This is a genomic window from Paenibacillus sp. XP01, assembly GCF_057364885.1.
In genome coordinates this window covers 4,138,408-4,158,629 of record NZ_CP139481.1, presented here as the reverse complement: position 1 = coordinate 4,158,629, position 20,222 = coordinate 4,138,408, and the positions used below count along the sequence as shown (strand labels likewise).

15 protein-coding genes are annotated in these 20,222 nt (G+C 48.8%); 13 read left to right on the top strand and 2 right to left on the bottom strand.

From position 1 onward, the window contains the following. Positions 1-60: 60 nt before the first annotated feature. The 10 genes from SNR34_RS18655 (at position 61) to SNR34_RS18610 (ending at position 15,359) form a co-directional block, all read left to right on the top strand. Positions 61-1,308 carry an MDR family MFS transporter gene (locus SNR34_RS18655; RefSeq protein ID WP_339272837.1) on the top strand — a complete coding sequence of 416 codons (1,248 nt, stop codon included), beginning with the start codon at positions 61-63 and terminating at the stop codon, positions 1,306-1,308. Positions 1,309-1,820: 512 nt separating this feature from the next. Continuing rightward, positions 1,821-2,846, top strand: coding sequence for a phosphotransferase enzyme family protein (locus SNR34_RS18650; RefSeq protein WP_486179906.1), 1,026 nt, complete (start codon positions 1,821-1,823; stop codon positions 2,844-2,846). 285 nt (positions 2,847-3,131) lie between these two features. Continuing rightward, positions 3,132-4,934, top strand: a complete 1,803-nt coding sequence (locus tag SNR34_RS18645) for a sensor histidine kinase (protein ID WP_339272833.1) — start codon at positions 3,132-3,134, stop codon at positions 4,932-4,934. Continuing rightward, a complete protein-coding gene (locus SNR34_RS18640) occupies positions 4,921-6,462 on the top strand; it encodes a response regulator (protein WP_486179905.1) in 1,542 nt (513 codons plus the stop codon). The genes SNR34_RS18645 and SNR34_RS18640 overlap by 14 nt, the downstream gene beginning before the upstream one ends. Positions 6,463-6,650: 188 nt before the next feature. Beyond that, positions 6,651-8,201 (top strand): glycosyl hydrolase, encoded by a 1,551-nt coding sequence (locus tag SNR34_RS18635; RefSeq protein ID WP_339272831.1) that lies wholly within the window; start codon positions 6,651-6,653, stop codon positions 8,199-8,201. A gap of 82 nt (positions 8,202-8,283) precedes the next feature. Continuing rightward, entirely contained in the window at positions 8,284-10,458 is a 2,175-nt protein-coding gene (locus SNR34_RS18630; RefSeq protein WP_486179904.1) for an alpha-galactosidase, read from the top strand. Positions 10,459-10,672: 214 nt separating this feature from the next. Then, on the top strand, positions 10,673-11,632 hold the full coding sequence (locus tag SNR34_RS18625) for an ABC transporter permease (protein ID WP_339272828.1): 960 nt from the start codon (positions 10,673-10,675) through the stop codon (positions 11,630-11,632). A 15-nt stretch (positions 11,633-11,647) separates the two neighbouring features. Further along, complete coding sequence (locus SNR34_RS18620) at positions 11,648-12,586, top strand: carbohydrate ABC transporter permease (protein WP_236412294.1); 939 nt, start codon at positions 11,648-11,650, stop codon at positions 12,584-12,586. A gap of 91 nt (positions 12,587-12,677) precedes the next feature. Then, complete coding sequence (locus SNR34_RS18615) at positions 12,678-14,360, top strand: ABC transporter substrate-binding protein (protein ID WP_236412295.1); 1,683 nt, start codon at positions 12,678-12,680, stop codon at positions 14,358-14,360. A 36-nt stretch (positions 14,361-14,396) separates the two neighbouring features. After that, positions 14,397-15,359: a glycosyl hydrolase gene (locus SNR34_RS18610; RefSeq protein WP_236412296.1), complete on the top strand. Its 963-nt coding sequence runs from the start codon at positions 14,397-14,399 to the stop codon at positions 15,357-15,359. Positions 15,360-15,568: 209 nt separating this feature from the next. Here the strand turns inward: SNR34_RS18610 and SNR34_RS18605 are convergent, their stop codons facing one another. Then, on the bottom strand, positions 15,569-16,087 hold the full coding sequence (locus SNR34_RS18605) for a DUF3231 family protein (protein WP_236412925.1): 519 nt from the start codon (positions 16,085-16,087) through the stop codon (positions 15,569-15,571). 155 nt (positions 16,088-16,242) lie between these two features. Between SNR34_RS18605 and SNR34_RS18600 the strand changes: the two genes are divergently transcribed. Further along, the gene (locus tag SNR34_RS18600; RefSeq protein WP_236412297.1) at positions 16,243-17,097 is read left to right on the top strand and encodes a manganese catalase family protein; all 855 of its coding nucleotides are present in this window, start codon (positions 16,243-16,245) and stop codon (positions 17,095-17,097) included. A 133-nt stretch (positions 17,098-17,230) separates the two neighbouring features. Further along, positions 17,231-17,518 carry a WGxxGxxG family protein gene (locus SNR34_RS18595; protein WP_236412300.1) on the top strand — a complete coding sequence of 96 codons (288 nt, stop codon included), beginning with the start codon at positions 17,231-17,233 and terminating at the stop codon, positions 17,516-17,518. Positions 17,519-17,608: 90 nt separating this feature from the next. Here the strand turns inward: SNR34_RS18595 and SNR34_RS18590 are convergent, their stop codons facing one another. Beyond that, complete coding sequence (locus SNR34_RS18590; protein WP_486179903.1) at positions 17,609-18,406, bottom strand: helix-turn-helix transcriptional regulator; 798 nt, start codon at positions 18,404-18,406, stop codon at positions 17,609-17,611. Positions 18,407-18,688: 282 nt separating this feature from the next. On the opposite strand from SNR34_RS18590, the gene SNR34_RS18585 reads away from it, so the two are divergent. Beyond that, positions 18,689-20,221, top strand: coding sequence for a glycoside hydrolase family 43 protein (locus tag SNR34_RS18585; RefSeq protein ID WP_486179902.1), 1,533 nt, complete (start codon positions 18,689-18,691; stop codon positions 20,219-20,221). Position 20,222 lies beyond the last annotated feature (1 nt).

The following is a 20,222-nucleotide window of genomic DNA, read 5'->3' as shown; positions in this document are numbered from 1 at the left end:
AATGGAGAACATATGTTTACATAGGCATAGAATATTGTAAGGCAGCAAGGAGGCAGCAGCATGAATTCGCAGTTGAAACAGATTCATCCGCTTGCGTGGACCATCATTGTGGGCACGATTTTCGGCCGGATGGCAACGTCGATGAGCATACCGTTTTTGTCGATCTACCTGACGCAGACGATGGGAGCATCGCCGTCGCAGACGGGCGTGATCGTGGCGGTCAGCGCACTCGTCGGCGTATTTGCAAGCTTTTATGGCGGTTATGTATCAGACCGGATCGGCCGAAAAAAAGTGCTGTTCATATCCGTGTTTGGTTGGGCCATCGTATTCATCGGCTTTGCGGTGGCCGACAGAATCTGGATGTTTTTTGTCATGAATGCATTGAACGGCATATGCAGAGCCACTTTCGAGCCCACGTCGAGGGCGTTATTATCCGATATCACATCCGCTTCCAACAAATTGCTGGTTTTTAATCTGAGATATGCAGCTATCAATCTTGGGGTGGTTTTTGGGCCGCTGCTTGGGCTGTATCTTGGTTTGTCGGATTCGAATCTGTCCTTTCTCGTGGCTGGAGGCGTATATGTGGCCTACGGAGCTTTGTTGATCGTGCAGTTTATGATTCATCCATTGCCATCCGACGGACAAGCCGCAGCGCATACAGAGCCGATCCGCATCCGTGAGGCATTTCGCACGACGGGGAAGGACCCGATTTTTATGTATATATTGATCGGTTCGATCTTCTGCGTGCTGGGGTACGGACACTTCAGTTCCACATTGCCGCAGTTCATGTCATTGAATCCCCATATGCACGACGGTGCGAAATGGTTTGGATACATGCTCTCGCTCAATGCCGTCGTTGTGCTTGCCGTGCAATTTCCGGTCGTGCGCGTTGCAAGCAAATTTCCGCCTGTCGTACCGCTGATCGTCGGGAATGCCATGGTGTCCGTCAGCTTGCTGATGTTCGGCCTGGCGCAAAGTCCGTGGATGCTCGTGCTTGCGGTAATCATCTTTACGGTAGGCGAAGTGCTGATGTTTACACTTATGGACGTCCTGGTCGACCGGATTGCGAAGCCGGAGCTGCGCGGCACGTATTTTGGCATGATCGGTTTTAACAACTTGGGCAACGTCAGTGCCCCGATTTTCGGAGGTGTTTTGTTGGATACATTCGGAGCAGAGCATCCTTTGCTCGTATTTATCCCCATCGCGGTGACCGCGGTATGCGGCGTTCCGTTTTTGTGGGCAGCGCACAAACGGCTTCGTATGCGAGAGGAGCAGCAATCCGTTGGCGGGGTCACGGCAGCGTCTTAGTTGGGCGGCAATGAAATGGGCGATTGCCAGGGTTGAGATAGAAACGTAAAGATGGAGCCCGCAATACAAACGTACAAACGAACGAAACCCTTGTTCCAAAAGTCGATGGAACAAGGGTTTTTCAGGTCGATAACCATCAAAATTTCAACATATGAAAAATTCATAATAGAACAAACAAAGCCGCTCCTTAGTTCCTCTCATCGAATAAGATTCTACCATCCTTCCTTTGACGTATAAAAAAGCGTGCCATCTTCCAAACCATATTGCAACATCAATTTTATCGTAAAAAAACTATGCCTAGAAACCGTTGGAATTATTCGGTAAAATATACCCATGAAACGAAAAGGAGCGGATTTCAATGTTAAACAAGGTATCATTTAAGGCCGCAGAAGGATTTTCACATGTTCAGTTTTTTTCTGCAGCATTTCAATTGCAGGAAGTCGTTGGCAAGATTGTAGACTGGAGGAGATCGTATAAATTATAACGAGGTCGTTCAAAATTGTGGTGAGCATTTGCTTGCTTTAGGATCCCAGTTGTTCGGACTGGAAGGTTATGAATTCCTGCTTATTCAGGGGCATCAAGGAGGGCGGAATGTTGTTTATACCTGTGAGAAAGAGGGTTTCGACCCTCGAATACTTCGAATCGCTTTCTTGCCGGACCGGAGCCGGGAAGATTTTCTGGGAGAAGTGGAGTATATCAGGTATTTATTCGAGCATGGAGGCAGTGTCTCGAATGTAGTCAGCTCCAAGAAGGGGAATTTGCTGGAAGAGGTCACTTATGATGACCATACCTTTTTTATTTGCCTGTTCATGAAGGCCAAAGGTAAAATGCTCGTGGAGAATCATTATCAGTACCGTGAAGGAGCCCCGATTACCGAATACTACTATAATTGCGGTAAAGTCCTGGGAAAACTGCACCACATATCGAAAGGGTATGCTCCGGTCCATCGCCGGCATCATTTTTTTGACAAATACAATGCCGCGTATATCGATAAACGAGTACCCGAATCCTTCACTCTGTTGAAGGAAAAGATGGTTGAACTCCTTGCCTCTTTAAATGAATTGGATACGAACCGGGAGACTTTTGGTATGATCCATTTTGATTTTAATGACGGGAATTATTTGATCGATTTTGATACCGGGCAAATCACCGTATATGATTTCGATAATTCATGTTTCGGCTGGTATATGTACGATCTGGCTGATCTCTGGACCCATGGAGTAGGCTGGATACAATTTGAACCAGACGCGACTAAACGTAAACAGTTTATGGACGATTATTTTGAAATCGTCCTCGCGGGATACCGATCCGAGACCGCAATCGATGATTCGATGTTAGAGAAGCTGCCCTTATTTATTCAAGTCACCCTCCTGGAAAATATTCTAGACGAATTTGAGGAAGTGCAGCGTAGCGGCGAGGAACCGAAGTGTGACGAGGAACTGTCGTATCTCATCAAATGTCTGGAAGACGATATACCGTATAAGGGATTTTTCCATGATATTTATTCTAGTGATGAGCCCTTTGAGTACGAGGGATGAGCTAACGGACGGGTGCGAAAAAGTAAATTCCAATGATTAATAAACGAGGCTGCCGGCATTGACCGGCAGTCTTTTCGTTCATTTGCAATCAGGAGCATCAGAAAAGATCATGTTGAGCGTTTTGATATTCAATGATAACATGAATCCTACTTTAACATTTCATTGACTAACCCAAATGAGTAGAGTACATTGTTTGGTGTCAAAAGGAACCACGGAGAAACCAATCTATGACAACGTGATAACTCTCATGAGGACTGAACGAATGGAAGGAAAGAGGACTGTGCGATGCGTTTGATCCAAATCATCAACGATATCAGGCTGAAAAGAAAGCTCTCCCTGATCTTTATCACTGTGGCCGTGCTCCCGCTTTTAATAAGCGGTATTTACTTAACGAACAAGCTGCGCGAAGTCATGGTCTCGAATGCCTTCGAACAGGCCAGCGATAACGTGGAGCGCGTTCAGAAAAGGACTGCGGAGGTTATTAATGTAGCGCTGGATATTTCCTATCAGCTCTCTAACGATAACCGCATGAAATCCATAGCAAGCCGCAGTTATGACAGCTACAACGAAGTCATCCAAACCTATCGCCAATATACGGATATCCGGGATTATGTGCGGCTCTATAAAGAAATAAAAGCAATTCGGTTGTATGCGTCGAACCCAACGATGCTGAATAACTGGGAATTTATGCAGCCAGATGAACAAACGACGAAGGAAGCGTGGTATGTGTCTGCCCTGAATAAAAAAGGACTGGCAGGTTGGGGTTATATTCAGGATGAGAGGGATCAGAAGCATTACCTAAGTCTGGTTCGGAAAATTAATCTGGATGATTTGAAAAATGAAAGCGTTCTGGTGATCAACGTCAATTCTGATTTGCTGAACTCGATTCTTTCCCAAGAGTCGTTTGCTACCATGATCGTCGATGACAGCAATAACATCGTAGCAGCCAACCGGCCGGATCTTTATGGCAAAAACCTTTCGGCAGTACATGCGGAGAGCAATATGTTATGGCAAAGCGAAGGCAGTTTCGATGCGGTCATGAACGGTAAAAATTCCAAGGTGGTTATTGCCAACCTGAACCCGCAGAATAGCTGGAACGGGCTGCGGATCATTTCGATTTTTACGATATCCGATATTGTTCATGATGCAAACGCTGTCATCCGTATATCTGCATTCGTTGTAGGCGGATGTTTGGTCATTGCCGTCCTGCTCGTTTATGCATCGGCATCATTAATTACGGGTAGGCTGCTCCGGCTTAGCAAACATATGTCCCAAGTAGGTACATTGTCTTGGGATTCTTATCTCGACCTGGACGGAAAGGATGAGATCGGACAACTTTCCAGACAATTTAATGCCCTTGTTCATCGAATAAGCCAGCTGATGTTCGAGGTGGAAGAGAGTAACCAGCAGAAACAGTTACTTCTGCAAAAACAAAACGACATCAAATTCAAAATGTTAGCAAGTCAGGTGAATCCCCACTTTCTGTTCAACACCCTTGAGTCGATTAGGATGGAAGCGCACCTTCGAGGGGAAGAGGACTTGGCCCAAGCCGTATGGCAGCTTAGCATTTTGATTCGCAACAGCCTGGAGGTGGGGAGCCGCCAAATTCCGCTATCGGAAGAGTTGAATATGGTCCGCTGCTACTTGGAACTTCATAAATTCCGATTTGAGGATCGGCTGCAATACAAAATGGATATCGATCCGGCAACCGAAGGCATCGAGATTCCGCCGCTGATCATCCAACCTTTGGTTGAAAATTCGATTCTTCATGGGTTAGATCGCAAAGAGGAACCGACACTGATCACCGTTCGGACCAGGCTGAACGATCACGGAGAGTTATTCGTCGAGATCCAGGATGATGGTGCGGGTATTCCTCCAAAGAAAATGAAGGATTTAACGATGCGTTTAATGGACTCCGAGGAACCTGGAAATCGTATTGGCCTTCGCAACGTGAACGATCGACTGCAGCTTACCTATGGTCAAGGTGCAAGGCTTTCCATCGAAAGCGAAGAGGGCCGAGGAACCTGCATTACATTTTGCATACCGAAGAAGGGAGTGGAACCTGTTGTTTTCAGTGACAATCGTTGATGATGAGCCGAAGCTGCGTCTGGGATTGCAAACGTTAATCCCGTGGAAAGATCTCGGGTTCGAAGTCATGGGGACGGCAGCTGGCGGGAATGAGGCGCTCCGCATGTTTGAAGAAAAGATTCCGGATGTTTTGTTAGTCGATATCCGCATGCCCGGCATGGACGGGCTGGAACTCCTTCAGGAGATCCGCCTCCGCGGCTGGCACATTCACGTCATTATACTCAGTGGTTATGCGGATTTTGAGTATGCGCGCCAAGCCCTTCAATTCGGCGTTGAAGCATACCTGCTTAAACCTGTAAACAAGGAAGAGCTGTCAGCATTGCTTCAAAAGATTCATGGCCAGCTTTCTGCAAAAAAGCAGGAAAAAAGCATGGTACAAAAGACCAATTCGCCGGAATGGATCCTTTATTCTTTACTGTCCGGCAGACACGATTCAGAAGATTCCCTATTAGAGGAATGGTCTGGCTCATTTCAGGCAAAGTGGACCAAATATCAAATCCTTCTAATCGGCTTCCCGGGTTCGCATCCGGAAGAAAGCGAACGGATTCATAGCTTCAAGGATGTATTGAGCAGAACGTATACTTTCGAGCGTCAAGGAATCGTTTTATATTTTGCTCCGTATATCGTCCTATTGCTCGGGGACCCGCCTGTCGGGGACTATGGTTGGGCAGAGCTGCATAAGAATCTCCAACTCTTGTCGGGAGAGCTTCGCTTTGAAATGGATGTTGCGGTTGGACAACCCGTTCGATCGTTGGATGAGATCCTTCATTCTTTTCGAACGGCCCGCTCCCTGTTGGAGCGTAGTTTTTTTTACGATAAGGGGAGGCTTCTGACTGAAGAAACGCCGGAAAGCTATCCAAAAGAAACCGTCCCATCTCCAGCTTTATCTCGATCGAGCAAGGAGGAAGAGGCGTTCAGGCTGCATTATTTGGTAGATGTTGGCCATGCGGAAACGATCTCCTCCTTTCTGGATGAAATAGCATTGCAGCAGGTGGTTCATCACGCGCAGGAAAAGGACATTCGCGACCATTTCTTTTACCTCGCCAATGAAACGGTTCGAAAAATTCATCCCCGTATTTGGTCTTTATCAGGTTATCCAGGAGAACCGGCGCGATTTCTAGCCGAAATATATAATTCCCGTTATATCCGGGAGCTCGTCGGCCACGTTTCTGTAGTGATGGAAAAGCTGGCACGCTGCTCCGATTATAACAGCAAAGACAACGAGATGAAGCGATTGCTTGATTATATAGATCGGCACTATGGGGATAATCTAAGACTGGAAATGCTCGCCGTGTTGTTCAATTACAGCAGTTCCTATCTGGGCCAGCTCTTCAAAAGTTACACGGGGGAATATTTTAACGCATACCTTGATCGGATCCGGATCCAAAAAGCGAAAGAAATGCTGGCACAGGACATGAAGGTGTACGAAGTCGCTGAAAAGGTAGGGTACTCCAACGTGAATTATTTCCACACGAAATTCAAGAAGCTGGAAGGGAAGTCTCCTTCCTTTTATCAGAAAAAAGAATGATCTGCAGCATCACTCCTCTGCAAAGTCAGTAAACGACATTGTAGGGGAGTTTTTTGATTTCTAAATGAAAACCGAACTGTTTTTCTGAAAAAACAGTGAATATCCGTATGAAATGATTTGAAATTTGTGATATGTCCGCAAGTCCCCTTTACCAATATAGTTGAAACGAAAGGAGGGAAATTCACAAAATGAAAGCGATAACAGGACCAGCCATACTCTTTTCATGCATCGTCATGTCGGGTTTTGCCTGCTGCAGGGCGGACGCAGCCATAACGGTACCAGGATTTGTCGTTGATCGGGCTGAAGCGGTGCTTCCCCATCCAACCCAGGTGCTGAAAGTAACCTTTGAAGATGCTTCCATAGAAGGGTACTGCATCAAGAAGCGGTATGGGACCATCGCCAAAGCAGAAGACAAGTCATACGATGGCGAAGGCTATCTTTCATTTTTTTTCGAGGAGGATCCGGATGCTGCGGTGAAGAACGGAAGCGCTGCATTCAGCGTTAACGTGCCGGAAGGCGGGCTTTATGAGTTAAGCTTGGGATACTACATTCCTGAAGGCAATGGAGATAAGGCCACGTCTATTCAAGTTAATGGTTCAGGGGCTGGTGAATTGACGCTCGATGCTCCAAAAGCGGGAACGGTCCGGGCTGAAAAAAAGATGACGAAAGTGCTTCTTAACGCCGGCAGCAACTCCATCAACATTTTTCGAGGCTGGGGTTACTATGGTATCGAGTATATAAAGCTTGAACGTATACATTCCCCCGCAATCAAAAGCAAGGTACAGATCGACGCCTTAAGCAACTCCGAAGCGATGCCGCAAACCAGAGCACTCTTCGATTTCATGGTCAGCCAGTATGGAAAGAAGATCATTTCGGGACAGCAAACGCTGGAGGATGCGGAGTGGGTCAATCGGCAGACGGGCAAGTACCCTGCGCTTGTTTCCGGTGATTTGATGGACTATTCTCCATCCCGTGTCGAAAACGGAGCCACCTCGAATGAGGTTGAGGAGATGATGGAGTGGCATAAACGTGGAGGCATCGTATCACTGAGTTGGCATTGGAATGCGCCGAAAGGGATCGGAGGCAATGAACCCGGGCACGAATGGTGGCGAGGTTTTAATACCGAGTTCACGACCTTCGATGTAGAATATGCCCTTAGCCATCCGCAATCGGAAGACTACAAGCTTTTAATTCGGGACATCGATGCCATTGCCGTTCAATTGAAGCGATTGCAGGAGCATAACGTTCCCGTACTTTGGAGACCGCTGCACGAAGCGGAGGGCGGCTGGTTTTGGTGGGGAGCCAAAGGCCCCGAACCTGCCAAAAAGCTATATAGGCTCATGTATGAGCGTTTGACCGATCACCATCATTTGAACAATCTCATCTGGGTTTGGAACTCCGTTAAGGAGGAATGGTACCCCGGAGATGATGTGGTCGACATTGTAAGCGTTGACGTTTACAACCCGTCAGGTGACTACAGCCCGAACATTGCCAAGTATGATGAACTTTTGTTTCTGTCCAACCATAGGAAGCTTGTCGCGCTGGCCGAAAACGGGCCGATCCCGGATCCGGATTTGCTGCGGACTTATGGCGCATATTGGAGCTTTTTCAATACATGGACCGGTGAATATATTCGAGACGGCAAAACGAATACAAAGGCCCATTTGAAAAAGGTGTATGATCACGACGCCGTGATTACCCTGGACGAACTTCCCGAAGGATTGTACGGCAATCCTTAGCTCTGGAACGCCAGATCGTTTAATTCGTTTATGGTTGCAGGAACTTAAACATAAATCTAGATGAACAGGAGTGAATGATGTAGTGGCAGTATACGTTGACGAGTTACGGCAAATATTTCATCTGCAATCCCGGGTGACCAGCTATGTTGTTCAAATCGTAGAAGGCTTTCCTTTACTGGTATATTGGGGACAACCGTTGTCCCATGATGGAAACTTGGAAAATCTAGTCCCGGGTTTGGAGAAGCCTGCCCTGGATTCCATGCCCCAAGAATATCCGCAATACGGAACAGGCGATTTCCGGTCGCCTGCATATCAAGTTCAGCTTGAAGACGGGAGCCGGATTACAGAGCTTCGCTACAAAGGGTATAGGACCACTGTTGGCAAACCCCCTCTTGAAGGTTTGCCGTATGTTTATACGGAATCGGATCATGAAGCCGATACGTTGGAACTGAAACTGGAGGATGCGTACACAGGCATGACTGTTTGTCTGCGATATAGCATTTTCGGCGATGGGGCTATTACCAGATCAGTTCATTTTAAGAATAATGGTCAAGGAACGCTTAAACTGCTGCGCGCGCTAAGTGCAAATGTGGATTTGTACGGGAAGAGCCATTATGATTTGGTGTACCTTGCTGGTCATTGGGCACGGGAGGCGCATATTCAACGCAGGCCGCTTGGTCCTGGAGGGACCAGCCTCGGCAGTCGTCGGGGAATGAGCAGCCACCAGCACAATCCGTTCGCGGCCGTAGTCAGTCCGGGGACAGACGAGGATCATGGCGAGGTGTTTGCGGCAAATCTGGTGTACAGCGGCAATTTTCACGCTGAAGCGGAAGTCGATGCTTTTGGAATCGTCCGGTTGGGCATTGGACTGAATCCATTCGATTTTTCCTGGGTGCTTCATCCTGGGGAATCCTTTCAAACCCCCGAGGCAGTGCTTGTTTATTCCAACGAAGGACTTGGAGGCATGTCCAGAATCTATCATCGACTATATCGGAATCGCTTATGCCGTGGGGTGCACCGGGACAAAGAACGCCCGATTCTCGTGAATAACTGGGAGGCAACGTATTTTAATTTTACTGCCGAAAAGATTGAAGCGATCGCCAAAACAGGATCTGAGCTAGGCATTGAGCTACTGGTGCTTGATGACGGCTGGTTCGGCAAGCGGGACAGCGACAACAGCTCCCTTGGGGATTGGGTCGAAGATCGCCGAAAGCTTCCGAATGGCCTGCGCGATTTGGCGGAGCGCATTGAACGTCACGGATTGCAGTTCGGGCTGTGGTTTGAGCCGGAAATGATTTCGCCGGACAGCGACCTGTACCGCAAGCATCCGGACTGGTGCCTGCACGTTGCGGGCCGTCGTCGGACGGAAGCACGGTGGCAGCTGGTGTTGGATCTTTCGCGGCCGGAAGTCCGGGATTATTTGTATGACGCACTGGCTGACATCTTCACCGGCGTGCCCGTTTCTTACGTGAAATGGGACATGAATCGCGCATTGACCGAAATTTGCTCTGCAGCGGCTTTGCCGGAGCATCAGCAGGAGATAGCGCATCGTTACGTGCTGGGTCTCTATGAATTGTTGGACAAGCTGACTACAGCCTTTCCCGAAATTCTGTTTGAAAGCTGTTCCAGCGGTGGCGGCCGGTTTGATCCAGGGATGTTATATTACATGCCCCAAACCTGGACAAGTGACAATACGGACGCCGTGGAACGACTGAAAATCCAGTATGGCACCAGTCTGGTGTATCCGGTAAGCACGATCGGAGCTCATGTGTCCGCTGTGCCGAATCATCAAGTGCACCGCGAAACTTCGCTCAAATTCAGGGGTGACGTTGCGATGTCGGGGAATTTTGGCTATGAGCTTGATTTGACGAAATTTAGCGATGCTGAACAATCTCAGGCAAAAGAACAGATCGCGATGTACAAGGAACTCCGGTCTCTCGTTCAACAAGGCAATCTGTATCGGCTTCGCAGTCCATTTACAGGGAATGAAACATCCTGGATGTTCGTGTCGGAAGATCGATCCGAAGCGATCGTATTTTTCTTTCGCGTACTGGCCAAGCCCAATCCTGCAACGGATATGCTGCAGCTCAAGGGATTGGATCATTCGCTTGTTTATACCGTTCAAGGGGCGGATGGGGACGTTGGAACATACGGCGGAGATCGCTTGATGCAAGCAGGCTTGATTATCCCGCCTCTTGCGGGTGATTTTAATAGCGTATGGTTCAAATTAAGCGCTACTCGGCAAGAAAGGGCATAGCTCAGCGTTATTCTGCAATGGTTGAATTTCAAATTTAAAGGATCGGGTCCCCTGCAATCTTCTTTAACCGCAGGGGATTTCATTTTACAACGATTGAAAACAAGATTGAATTTTCTGAAAGGATCGAAGATTTTTGAATGAATTCATAATAAATCTCCGATATGTCGCCATGAACATCATTGTTTTATGATGAGAGAGGAAAGGGGGGGATGAAATGAAAGCGATAACAGAAAAGAAAAGCATCCGCACACGGAAACACAAGCATTCGCAAAAGTGGAAAGTGTTTAAGAACCAGAAGTATCTCTATTTGATGTCATTTCCGTTTGTAATTTGGGTGTTCATATTTCAGTACTTGCCCCTGTGGGGCTGGACGATGGCATTTCAAAACTACAGACCCGGCAAAGGATTTTTCGATCAGAAATGGGTCGGATTTGAACATTTCCAAGCGTTGTTCCAAGACGAGCACTTCTACCTGGTGTTAAGGAATACGCTTGCCATGAGCTTGATGGGGCTTGTGGCCGGTTTCGTGTTTCCCGTATTGTTCGCAGTGCTTCTAAACGAGGTACGTGCTCAGGTGATGAAACGTTTTGTGCAGACCGTATCTTACCTGCCTCACTTCGTGTCTTGGGTCGTCGCCGCAGGCATCGTCATCAAAATGCTGTCGACCGACGGAGGCGCGGTCAACGATTTGCTCCTTGGACTGCATTTGATTGACCAGCCGATTCAGTTTATGGCGAAGGGAGAGCTGTTTTGGGGAATCGTGACCGGAGCCGACGTTTGGAAGGAGACAGGCTGGAATGCCATTATCTATTTGGCGGCCATTTCCGGAATCGGCCCTGAGCTGTATGAGGCGGCGAAAGTCGACGGTGCCAGCCGTCTGAGACAAATATGGCATATCACGCTCCCGGGCATCAGGCCAACGATCATCGTGCTTTTTATTATGTCGATCGGCCATCTTGTGAGTATCGGATTTGAAAAGCAGTTCCTGCTCGGCAACCATATGGTCAGCGACTATTCCGAAGTATTGGATTTGTATGCTTTGAATTACGGTTTATCCATGGGGAGATATTCTTTCGGTACCGCAATCAGTATTTTCAATTCGGTCATCAGCGTGATTTTGCTGTTCGTCGTGAATGGGATCTTCAAAAAATTCGCTAACGAAAGCATTATGTAAGGAGGAGGAACAGACATGGACGCATCCGGGCCGACAGCATCTTCCATCAAACCCAAACGACCGAAGATTGCCGCCAAATCCCCCCAAGACTGGATTTTTGATACCTTTGTCTACGTGTTTATTGGAATCGTTACAATCGCGACGCTATATCCGTTTCTCAACGTGCTCGCTATTTCCTTTAACGATTCCGTAGATACCGTTCGGGGTGGAATATCGATTTTCCCTAGACAATTCACTCTGGAAAATTATAAGCTCATCTTTAGTTACGACGGGTTGATCACCGGATTTAAAATCTCGGTGCTTCGAACGGTCATAGGTACGCTGGCAGGTCTTGTCAGCGGATCGATGGTTGCTTATACACTGGCGCGCAAGGAATTTCAGGGACGGCGTTTTGTATCCGTATTTCTGGCGATCACAATGTATGTATCCGGCGGCTTGATTCCGGGCTTTATTCTGATCAAAAACCTGGATCTGATCAATACGTTCGCTGTTTATATTTTGCCTGGACTCGTAAGCGCCTTCAACATCTTTATCATCCGTTCGTTCATCGATGGCATTCCTTATGCTCTGCAAGAATCAGCCAAGCTTGACGGGGCGAACGATTTCACCATTTACTGGCGTGTCATTCTCCCGCTTACCAAGCCTGCTCTCGCAACGGTGGCGTTGTTCCTCGCTGTGGGACAATGGAATTCATGGTTCGATACGTACCTTTATAATGGTTCCAATGACTCTCTGACGACGCTGCAGTATGAGCTGATGAAAGTGCTTCAGAGCACGACGACCAACGCTAACGACGTCCGCGGGGAGAACATGTCTCAACTGGTAACCCAAGTATCTCCGGACTCCGTCAAAATGGCGATTACCATCATAGCTACGGTTCCGATTCTCATCGTTTATCCTTTCTTGCAGAAGTACTTCGTGAAAGGCATGACGCTGGGTGCCGTCAAGAGCTGATCGGGCGAGCGGGAGCATGCCCTTGGATCATCGCGGTATCCTGTTGACCTGTATAACTTCGTTTAATTTAAAATGGGGAGTGTTTGTTTTTATGAAAAAGCGTACCCGAAAAACAGCGGTTTCACTGCTGGCGGCTGGTCTTTTGCTTAGTCAGCTCGCAGCCTGTTCAGGAAGTGGGGATGGGGAATCCGCCAAGGGCGGAAACGGCACGGGGCCAATTACCCTTACTTATTTTTCCGAGGACGGAAGTCCGAACTGGAATAATATGCAGGACCGTATAGGCAAGGTCATCACGGAGAAAACCGGCGTCGTGCTGGATGCCGAATTCGCGGTAGGTGACCCTGTGCAAAAGGTATCCATCATGGCTGCCACCGGTGAAGTTCCTGATCTCATTGCCGCCAAAGCGGACCTCGGCAAGCTGGTGGATGTCGGTGCAGTCCTTGACCTGACGGACCTCATTGAGGAGCATGCTCCTAATATTAAAAAAATGCTGGGCGACAAGCTTGTTCGCGCCAAATACAGTTTGGAAGATCAGGCCATTTATGCCATTCCGACCTGGTCTGCGGTCGATGAGCGAAAATTCAAAGCCGACGGCGGCTTCCAGCTTCAGCATCGCGTCGTCAAAGAAGCAGGCTATCCCGAAATTCGTACGGTGAAGGACTACGAAAAGGTGATTACGGACTATTTGGCCAAACATCCAACCGATGAAAACGGCAATAAAAATATCGGATTGACCATTAACGCGGACGATTGGCATATGTATCAAGTAACGAACATGGGATTCTTCACGACAGGCGCGCCAGATGACGGCGAGTACTATGTGGATCAGGAAACATTCGATGTCACCTACCATTTCCGGCGTCCGGAGGAACGGGAATATTTCCGTTGGCTGAACCACATGAACGATATAGGTTTGCTGGATAAAGAAAGCTTTGTTCAAAAGACGGACCAGTTCAAATCCAAAGTTTCGTCCGGGCGGGTGCTTGGACTGATCGACCCCGCATGGGACTATGGTGATGCGCAGCAGGCTCTGAAGGCTGCCGGTAAATTCGATCAAACCTACGGCCATTATCCGGTAACGTTGTCCAAGGAGTATAAGGATACCAACTTTTGGTCAGCCGGTTTTGACGGAGGATACGGCATAGCGATTTCCAGCGAATGCAAGGATCCCGTAGCCGCCATAAAATTTCTCGACTATCTTGCTTCGGAAGAGGGACAGATCCTTATGAACTGGGGGATCGAAGGACAAGATTACATCGTTCAGGATGGAAAAAGAGTCGTACCGCAGGACGTGCAAGAAAAGATGGATCAAGAAGGCAGTGCTTACATGAAGGAATCGGGCCTCGGCCTGTATTGGAACCTTTCGGTTCATTATGGCGACGGAATCAAGGATTCTACTGGAAATTACTTTACGAAAACCAACAGTGATCTCCTGACTGCTACGTACAGCGCACCCGAAAAAGAAGCCTTGGCTGCGTACAACGTCGAGCACTGGAGAGATCTTTTCCCGAAAGAAGAAGAGTTTCCTGAAAGAAAAGCCGGCGCAGTGTACAATATTGCTCTGCCAAGCGATAGCAAGGCGACCATTCTTATGGCCAAAATGAAGGATATCACATGGAAACGAATTCCGGAAGCCGTTATGGCCAAACCGGAAAACTTCGATAAAGTCTGGGACGAGTACATGGCGGAGCTGGACAAAGCAGGTGTAGAAGAAATGGAAGAGGCTTTTGGCCAATACGTCAAAGACCGCGTTAAGCTGTGGAGTGGTCAATAAGCACTCGATATATGATCGACAGAAAGGCAGGACAATATGAAATCGATACCTTGCAATCCTAAAGCTTCGGATGAAGTAAGGTCCGTACTGAACTATTTCAGCGAGATCCAGGGGAAAGGCATCATTACTGGACAGCACACACAAACGATGGCGCAAGAGGAATTGGACTATATCCATCAAGTAACGGGAAAGCTGCCAGCGCTATGCGGATTCGAACTTCTGGGTTATTCTCCGAACATCAATTATGAAGACAGTGGCGAAGACTGTTTGCTGGAAGTTTCCGAAAATCAGGATACGCTGCAAAAAGCTTGGGAATGGGTGCAGAATAACAAAGGCTTGCTTACGTTCACATGGCATTGGTTTTCTCCACTTCGCGGGCGGGATAAAAGCTTCTATACGGAACATACGGACTTTAACGTGAAGAAAGCGATCGTGGAAGGGACGCCGGAATACAAAGCCTTGCTGTCCGATATGGACCACATGGCCGAAATTCTGCGGGAATTTTGCGACAAACGCATTCCGATCTTGTGGAGACCCTTTCATGAATCGGAAGGAACCTGGTTCTGGTGGGGGAGCCAAGGTCCAACCATTGCGAAACAGTTATACCGGATCATGTATGAAAGGTATACGAATCATCATGCGCTGACGAATTTGATTTGGGTGTGGAACTCACCGTTGGCCGAAGGTTATGTTGGAGATGACGTGGTTGACATCATTTCGAGAGATATGTATCCCCCGGCTCACCAACATACCGATTTGCGCAAGGAATACGAGGAACTGGTTGGCATTACACCAACCCCAAAACTTGCCGCGATCGGAGAGATCGGTCCGATTCCGAGTATCAGAGACTTATCCGCCTCGCGTATTCCGTGGCTGTGGTTTATGACTTGGTCTCAGGATTTTGCCAGAACGGAAAAGTTCACGACCAATGAAGAGCTGCGCAGCGCGTATCACTGCGACTATGCGATCACGCTAGACAAGCTGCCGCAGCTTTATTGAAGAGTTGATTTCAATATGCAGGGAATCCGACCCGGATGTCGTGACCAAACTAAAAGGCTCTACTGGCTTCATGCCGGTAGAGCCTTCATCGCCCATGCTTGTGGGGGAGGGTCCATACAAGTATGGCCCCTATTCCTGACATTTAAACAATGCCTTTCGGAATATCATCGGTTCCACCGAAATCCTGCTGGAGAACCATGAATTGAAACCTATTTTTCATCAGAATCAGGTCGTTTAACTTGAAGAGGTGGTGGCACAAGCCACCCTTTTTCTTTATTCATTTGCAGAATCTTTACGCCCAATGCCGTTTTAGTGACATGATATTTGGCGAACAATGCCCCGATGTCCTCTCGGATGGATTGACCCATGCCTTGGCTGGCCGCAACCAACCCTAATGCGTTATCGGCTGCAATCTTTGCCGCTATTTCAGGATCCGTGAATCTCGCTCCAACCGGAATATCTTCCCATTTCACAGGGGGCCTTTCCGGCAAAACGGGAGCAGGAGCAATTCCGTTTTCGGTCAGCAAGGTGTCACATTCTTTGATCTCCAGTTTTGCTTGGTCCAATAAAGTATCCAAAATCTTTTTCAAATCCTGATCACCGGCATGATTCAGATAGGCCTGATAACAGGATACCGCTCCCTTGGCTGCCACGGAACATTGCCATATGCTGAAAATCTCCCCGTAATGCATCGGTTCATTTTTCGGATTGCCGCTCAAAATACCCATCTTATTATTCCTCCTCGGATTTTTTACGGATTTATGCTTTCCATCATCTTGAGATCTATGCACGTACAACCAAACATTGGTTAGGCTCCATTTCACATAAAATCACAAATGCAGCCGGAAGCTAAAGCGGTAATTCACTTGAATGGAGGAAAAGCATGTTTTTTTATCGTGAAGATCTCATTAACATGATTGTCCCGGACAAGCCTGATCCGGCAGCGGCGAAAGTGCTGCAAGAAACGCTTGGCGGGCAATTCGGGGAAATGCGTACCATGATGCAATTTTTCTTCCAAAGCAGCAATTTCCGGGGCAAAGCAACGCAGTTCCGGGATTTGATCCGCGGCATCTTTCTCGAGGAACTAAGCCATGTCGAACTGGTTCAACAAACGATCAATCAATTGTTGACCGGGGCAGGTGCCGAGGGTGCAGGCAATGCAGGCGTTGACGGCGCTCCGCTGGACGAAGCGATTAAACATGCCAATCCTCATCATTACATTATGGGGGCCCAAAGCTCGCTGCCTGTGGATGCTGCAGGCAATCCTTGGCTGGGGAACTATGTATATGATCACGGTAACCTCGTAAGCAACCTGCTGGATAACGTGGTGTTGGAATCCACGGGGGTTCTTCAGAAATCGCGAATTTATGAAATGAGCACCAATAAAGCGTTCCGGGAAACGTTGGCTTTTCTCATCGTTCGCGATAATGCGCACCAGAATGCATTCGCAAAAGCGCTGGAGACGTTAGGCGTTCAGTGGGGCAAGCTGTTCCCCGTACCCAATTACGATATTAACAAATATCCGGAATGCCGGAAGTATGTAGATCTCGGCTTTCACAATGCCCAGTTCAACTTCCGCTTGGATCAGACCCGCATTGCGGAAATATTCGATGGACAAACCCCAAGCCGAAATGGCGGACAGCTTCGTGTGACCGATCCTCCGCAGGGGTTTCCGCTTCCACAAATGCCGGAGCTTCCTAATGAGCACAGTCCCGGCTTGCATGATTTGAACGCGTAAACCGTTGAAAAATGTTGCTTTATCATGCACCTTATGCGTGCAACGTCGATGTATAAAACGATGGAAAAATGATGAAGAATATGAATCGGCATGTTGGAGATGCTAAAACCATAACCAATAAGGAGGGCTAACCTTGAAGAAAAAAGTAACGGCTGTTATTGCAACATTTCTTTTTGTTTTCGCTTTGGCACTTCCGGTATCTGCTCAAGAAGCAACACAAATTGCTACGGCTACAGTGAATGACCAAAATACCGTGTATACCCATGATGCAAGGTATAATACGAACAACGTCAGAGCGAACTCAGCTACAACCACCGACAACAACAGAGGTATCGATTGGGGCTGGCTCGGCTTGTTAGGATTGTTTGGATTAGCAGGCATGAGAAAAAGAGTATCGGATCCGGACCGTTCCAATCGATAAACCGCAAGTGGTGTTTTAAATGCCAAAGATGATACACGATACTACCATATTCAAGTCATTTAAGTCGCTACTATAGCGACTTTTTTGCATTCAGAATGATTTGCTTGTCGTCTCGGCCAAACCGGCATGAGCGGAACGGCGGTAGGCGCGAGGCGTGCAGCCCGCCAGTTTCCTGAATTGCCTGGAGAAATGCTCGACGTTCCGGTAACCGCAGAGCTCGCTGATGTCCGATATGCGGGAATGGCCGTGAACGAGCCGTTCCTTCGCCAATCGAATTCGGGATTGAATGACGTCGTCCATGCAGGAAAGGCCGAATGTGGCCCTGTATAACGATTGCAGGTAGCCTGGGCTAAGATGGACCTGTCTGGCCATTTCGGCTACCGACCAATCTCGGCCGGGTTGGTTATGAATCGCCTTCCGCAAGTCCAGCAGGTTCTGGTAATGCGGCGTAGATTCGTTGGACTGCGAGGCTTCGAGCAGTTTGTTGAACAAAATCCGGAACAGGTAATCGATGGACAATTCGTGATAATCGCTTTTGAGGAAATGCTCGGTCACCAGCAGCTGGAACAGCTGATGGCAGTATGCCGGATCTTTCAGCGGAATCGGCACGCCGAGCGGCAGCGTCGTTTCCAGTACATAAGGCTCGCGGGAATCAAAGCGAACCCAATCATTGACGTATCGTTCCGAACTGGCGCGGTACAAAATTTTCCGGTGGGGCGGATAGAGCACGGCGCAGTGGGCAGGATAGGCCTTGATTTCGCCGTTCACCCAGAACTCGGCCGGCGTGTGCGCATGGATCAGCAGCCAGAAATCATGCCCTTTCGGAATGTCGTAGACGAAATCGGACGGATGGGCGGCATCATAGCCGGCGTAGAAAATCGTTGTCATCGTTTCCTCCTATCGCAGGATAGATCAATTTTTTGTAAGCATAGATCATTCTTTGGAAGCGCATTCTGCTCTATACTATTTAATGGATATGCTTGGATTAAAGCAAGTGAGACAAAGGAGTCCTAAATTCGTTATTCATCCCGATCCTTGATTCGGTATGTGAATTGATCAATAAACTGGACATGCATCCATCATAACAGAAAACAATGCCGGAAGTGAAAGCGCCGTCATCTTTCGGCTGAAATCACATTGAAGCATCGAAGGAAGGGAGCAAAGTGTAATATGCATGTAAATCCGATTCTATGGGCCGACTATCCGGACTTGGACGTGATCCGGGTGGAGGACACCTATTATATGGTCAGCACGACGATGCACATGATGCCGGGCTGCGTCATTCTTCGTTCGTACGACTTGATCAACTGGGAAGTGGCCACCCATGTGTACGACAGGCTTGACGATACGCCTGCCCAGCGGCTGGAGGACGGCAGGCACATTTACGGGAAAGGGATGTGGGCTGCCTCGCTCCGTTACCACAAAGGCACGTTTTACGTCGTTTTCGTGGCGAACGACACGGGCAAAACGTATTTATACACGGCGGCGTCGGTGACGGGACCCTGGAGCAAACGCCATATCGACGGTTTTTATCATGACTGTTCATTGTTCTTTGATGAAGACGACAAGGCTTATCTGGTGTACGGCAATGCCAAGATCCGCCTGACCGAGCTGAACGCGGACTTGTCCGGACCGAAGCCCGGCGGATTGGACCGCATCATCGTCGAAGACCGTCAGCCTTATCATCTGGGCTATGAAGGAGCGCATTTTTACAAAATCGGCGGCCGGTATTACGTGTTTCTCATTCATTTGACCAAGGCGGCAGGACGCAGGACGCAGGCGTGTTACATAGCCGATGACCTGAACGGAGAGTTTGCCGGCGGGGACGTATTCAACGACGACATGGGGTATTTCAATTCAGGCATCGCGCAGGGAGGCATCGTGGATACCCCGGACGGCGATTGGTATGCGATGCTGTTTCAGGACCATGGCGCGGTCGGCCGCATTCCCGTTCTGGTGCCGCTGCACTTTGAAGACGGCGCCCCGGTCTTTGCCTCGGAAGCGCCGAAGGAAATCGACATACCGAGCACCCGTCCGGGGTATGTGTACAAACCCTTGGTGGATAGCGACGATTTTCGCTACGAAAAACAGGACGATGGCCGGGTGCGGCTGAAGGACGTGTGGCAATGGAACCATACTCCCGACGACGCACTTTGGTCCGTAACCGAGAAACCGGGCGCGTACCGGATTCGGACCGGGCAGATCCGCCCCAATCTGACGTTCGCGGTGAATACGCTGACGCAGCGTGCAATGGGGCCTGCGTGCGAAGCAACGGTTACGCTCGATGGAAGCGGCCTGAGCGACGGGGATTATGCGGGGTTATGCTTTTTGATCGGCACTTACGGATTCATCGGGCTCACGAAAGAGCACGGCCGGTTTTATTTGGTCATGGCGGCACGGGAGGCGGAGGATGCCTCGATTTTCGGCAGCCTGATCGACGCTCAGCCGGCCGCGGAGCATGCGAGAGTTCCCGTGGCGAGCCCCCGGGTTACGCTCAGGGCCTATGGCCAGTTTGCGAACAATCAGGACGAATGCACCTTCTACTACGAAGACGAAAACGAATGGGTGCAGCTGGGCACGCCACACAAGATGATCTATAAGCTCGACCATTTCATGGGCTGCCGGATCGGCTTGTTCATGTTCTCGACCCAGGCGGCCGGAGGCTGGGCCGATTTCTCGAATTTCGAATACAAAGTGAAATGAC

What these genes read in the sequence shown, in the direction of transcription:
- SNR34_RS18655 (WP_339272837.1), top strand. Translation starts at nt 61, where the DNA reads ATGAATTCGCAGTTGAAACAGATTCATCCGCTTGCGTGGACCATCATT.
- SNR34_RS18645 (WP_339272833.1), top strand. Translation starts at nt 3,132, where the DNA reads ATGCGTTTGATCCAAATCATCAACGATATCAGGCTGAAAAGAAAGCTC.
- SNR34_RS18635 (WP_339272831.1), top strand. Translation starts at nt 6,651, where the DNA reads ATGAAAGCGATAACAGGACCAGCCATACTCTTTTCATGCATCGTCATG.
- SNR34_RS18625 (WP_339272828.1), top strand. Translation starts at nt 10,673, where the DNA reads ATGAAAGCGATAACAGAAAAGAAAAGCATCCGCACACGGAAACACAAG.
- SNR34_RS18620 (WP_236412294.1), top strand. Translation starts at nt 11,648, where the DNA reads ATGGACGCATCCGGGCCGACAGCATCTTCCATCAAACCCAAACGACCG.
- SNR34_RS18615 (WP_236412295.1), top strand. Translation starts at nt 12,678, where the DNA reads ATGAAAAAGCGTACCCGAAAAACAGCGGTTTCACTGCTGGCGGCTGGT.
- SNR34_RS18610 (WP_236412296.1), top strand. Translation starts at nt 14,397, where the DNA reads ATGAAATCGATACCTTGCAATCCTAAAGCTTCGGATGAAGTAAGGTCC.
- SNR34_RS18605 (WP_236412925.1), bottom strand. Translation starts at nt 16,087, where the DNA reads ATGGGTATTTTGAGCGGCAATCCGAAAAATGAACCGATGCATTACGGG.
- SNR34_RS18600 (WP_236412297.1), top strand. Translation starts at nt 16,243, where the DNA reads ATGTTTTTTTATCGTGAAGATCTCATTAACATGATTGTCCCGGACAAG.
- SNR34_RS18590 (WP_486179903.1), bottom strand. Translation starts at nt 18,406, where the DNA reads ATGACAACGATTTTCTACGCCGGCTATGATGCCGCCCATCCGTCCGAT.
- SNR34_RS18585 (WP_486179902.1), top strand. Translation starts at nt 18,689, where the DNA reads ATGCATGTAAATCCGATTCTATGGGCCGACTATCCGGACTTGGACGTG.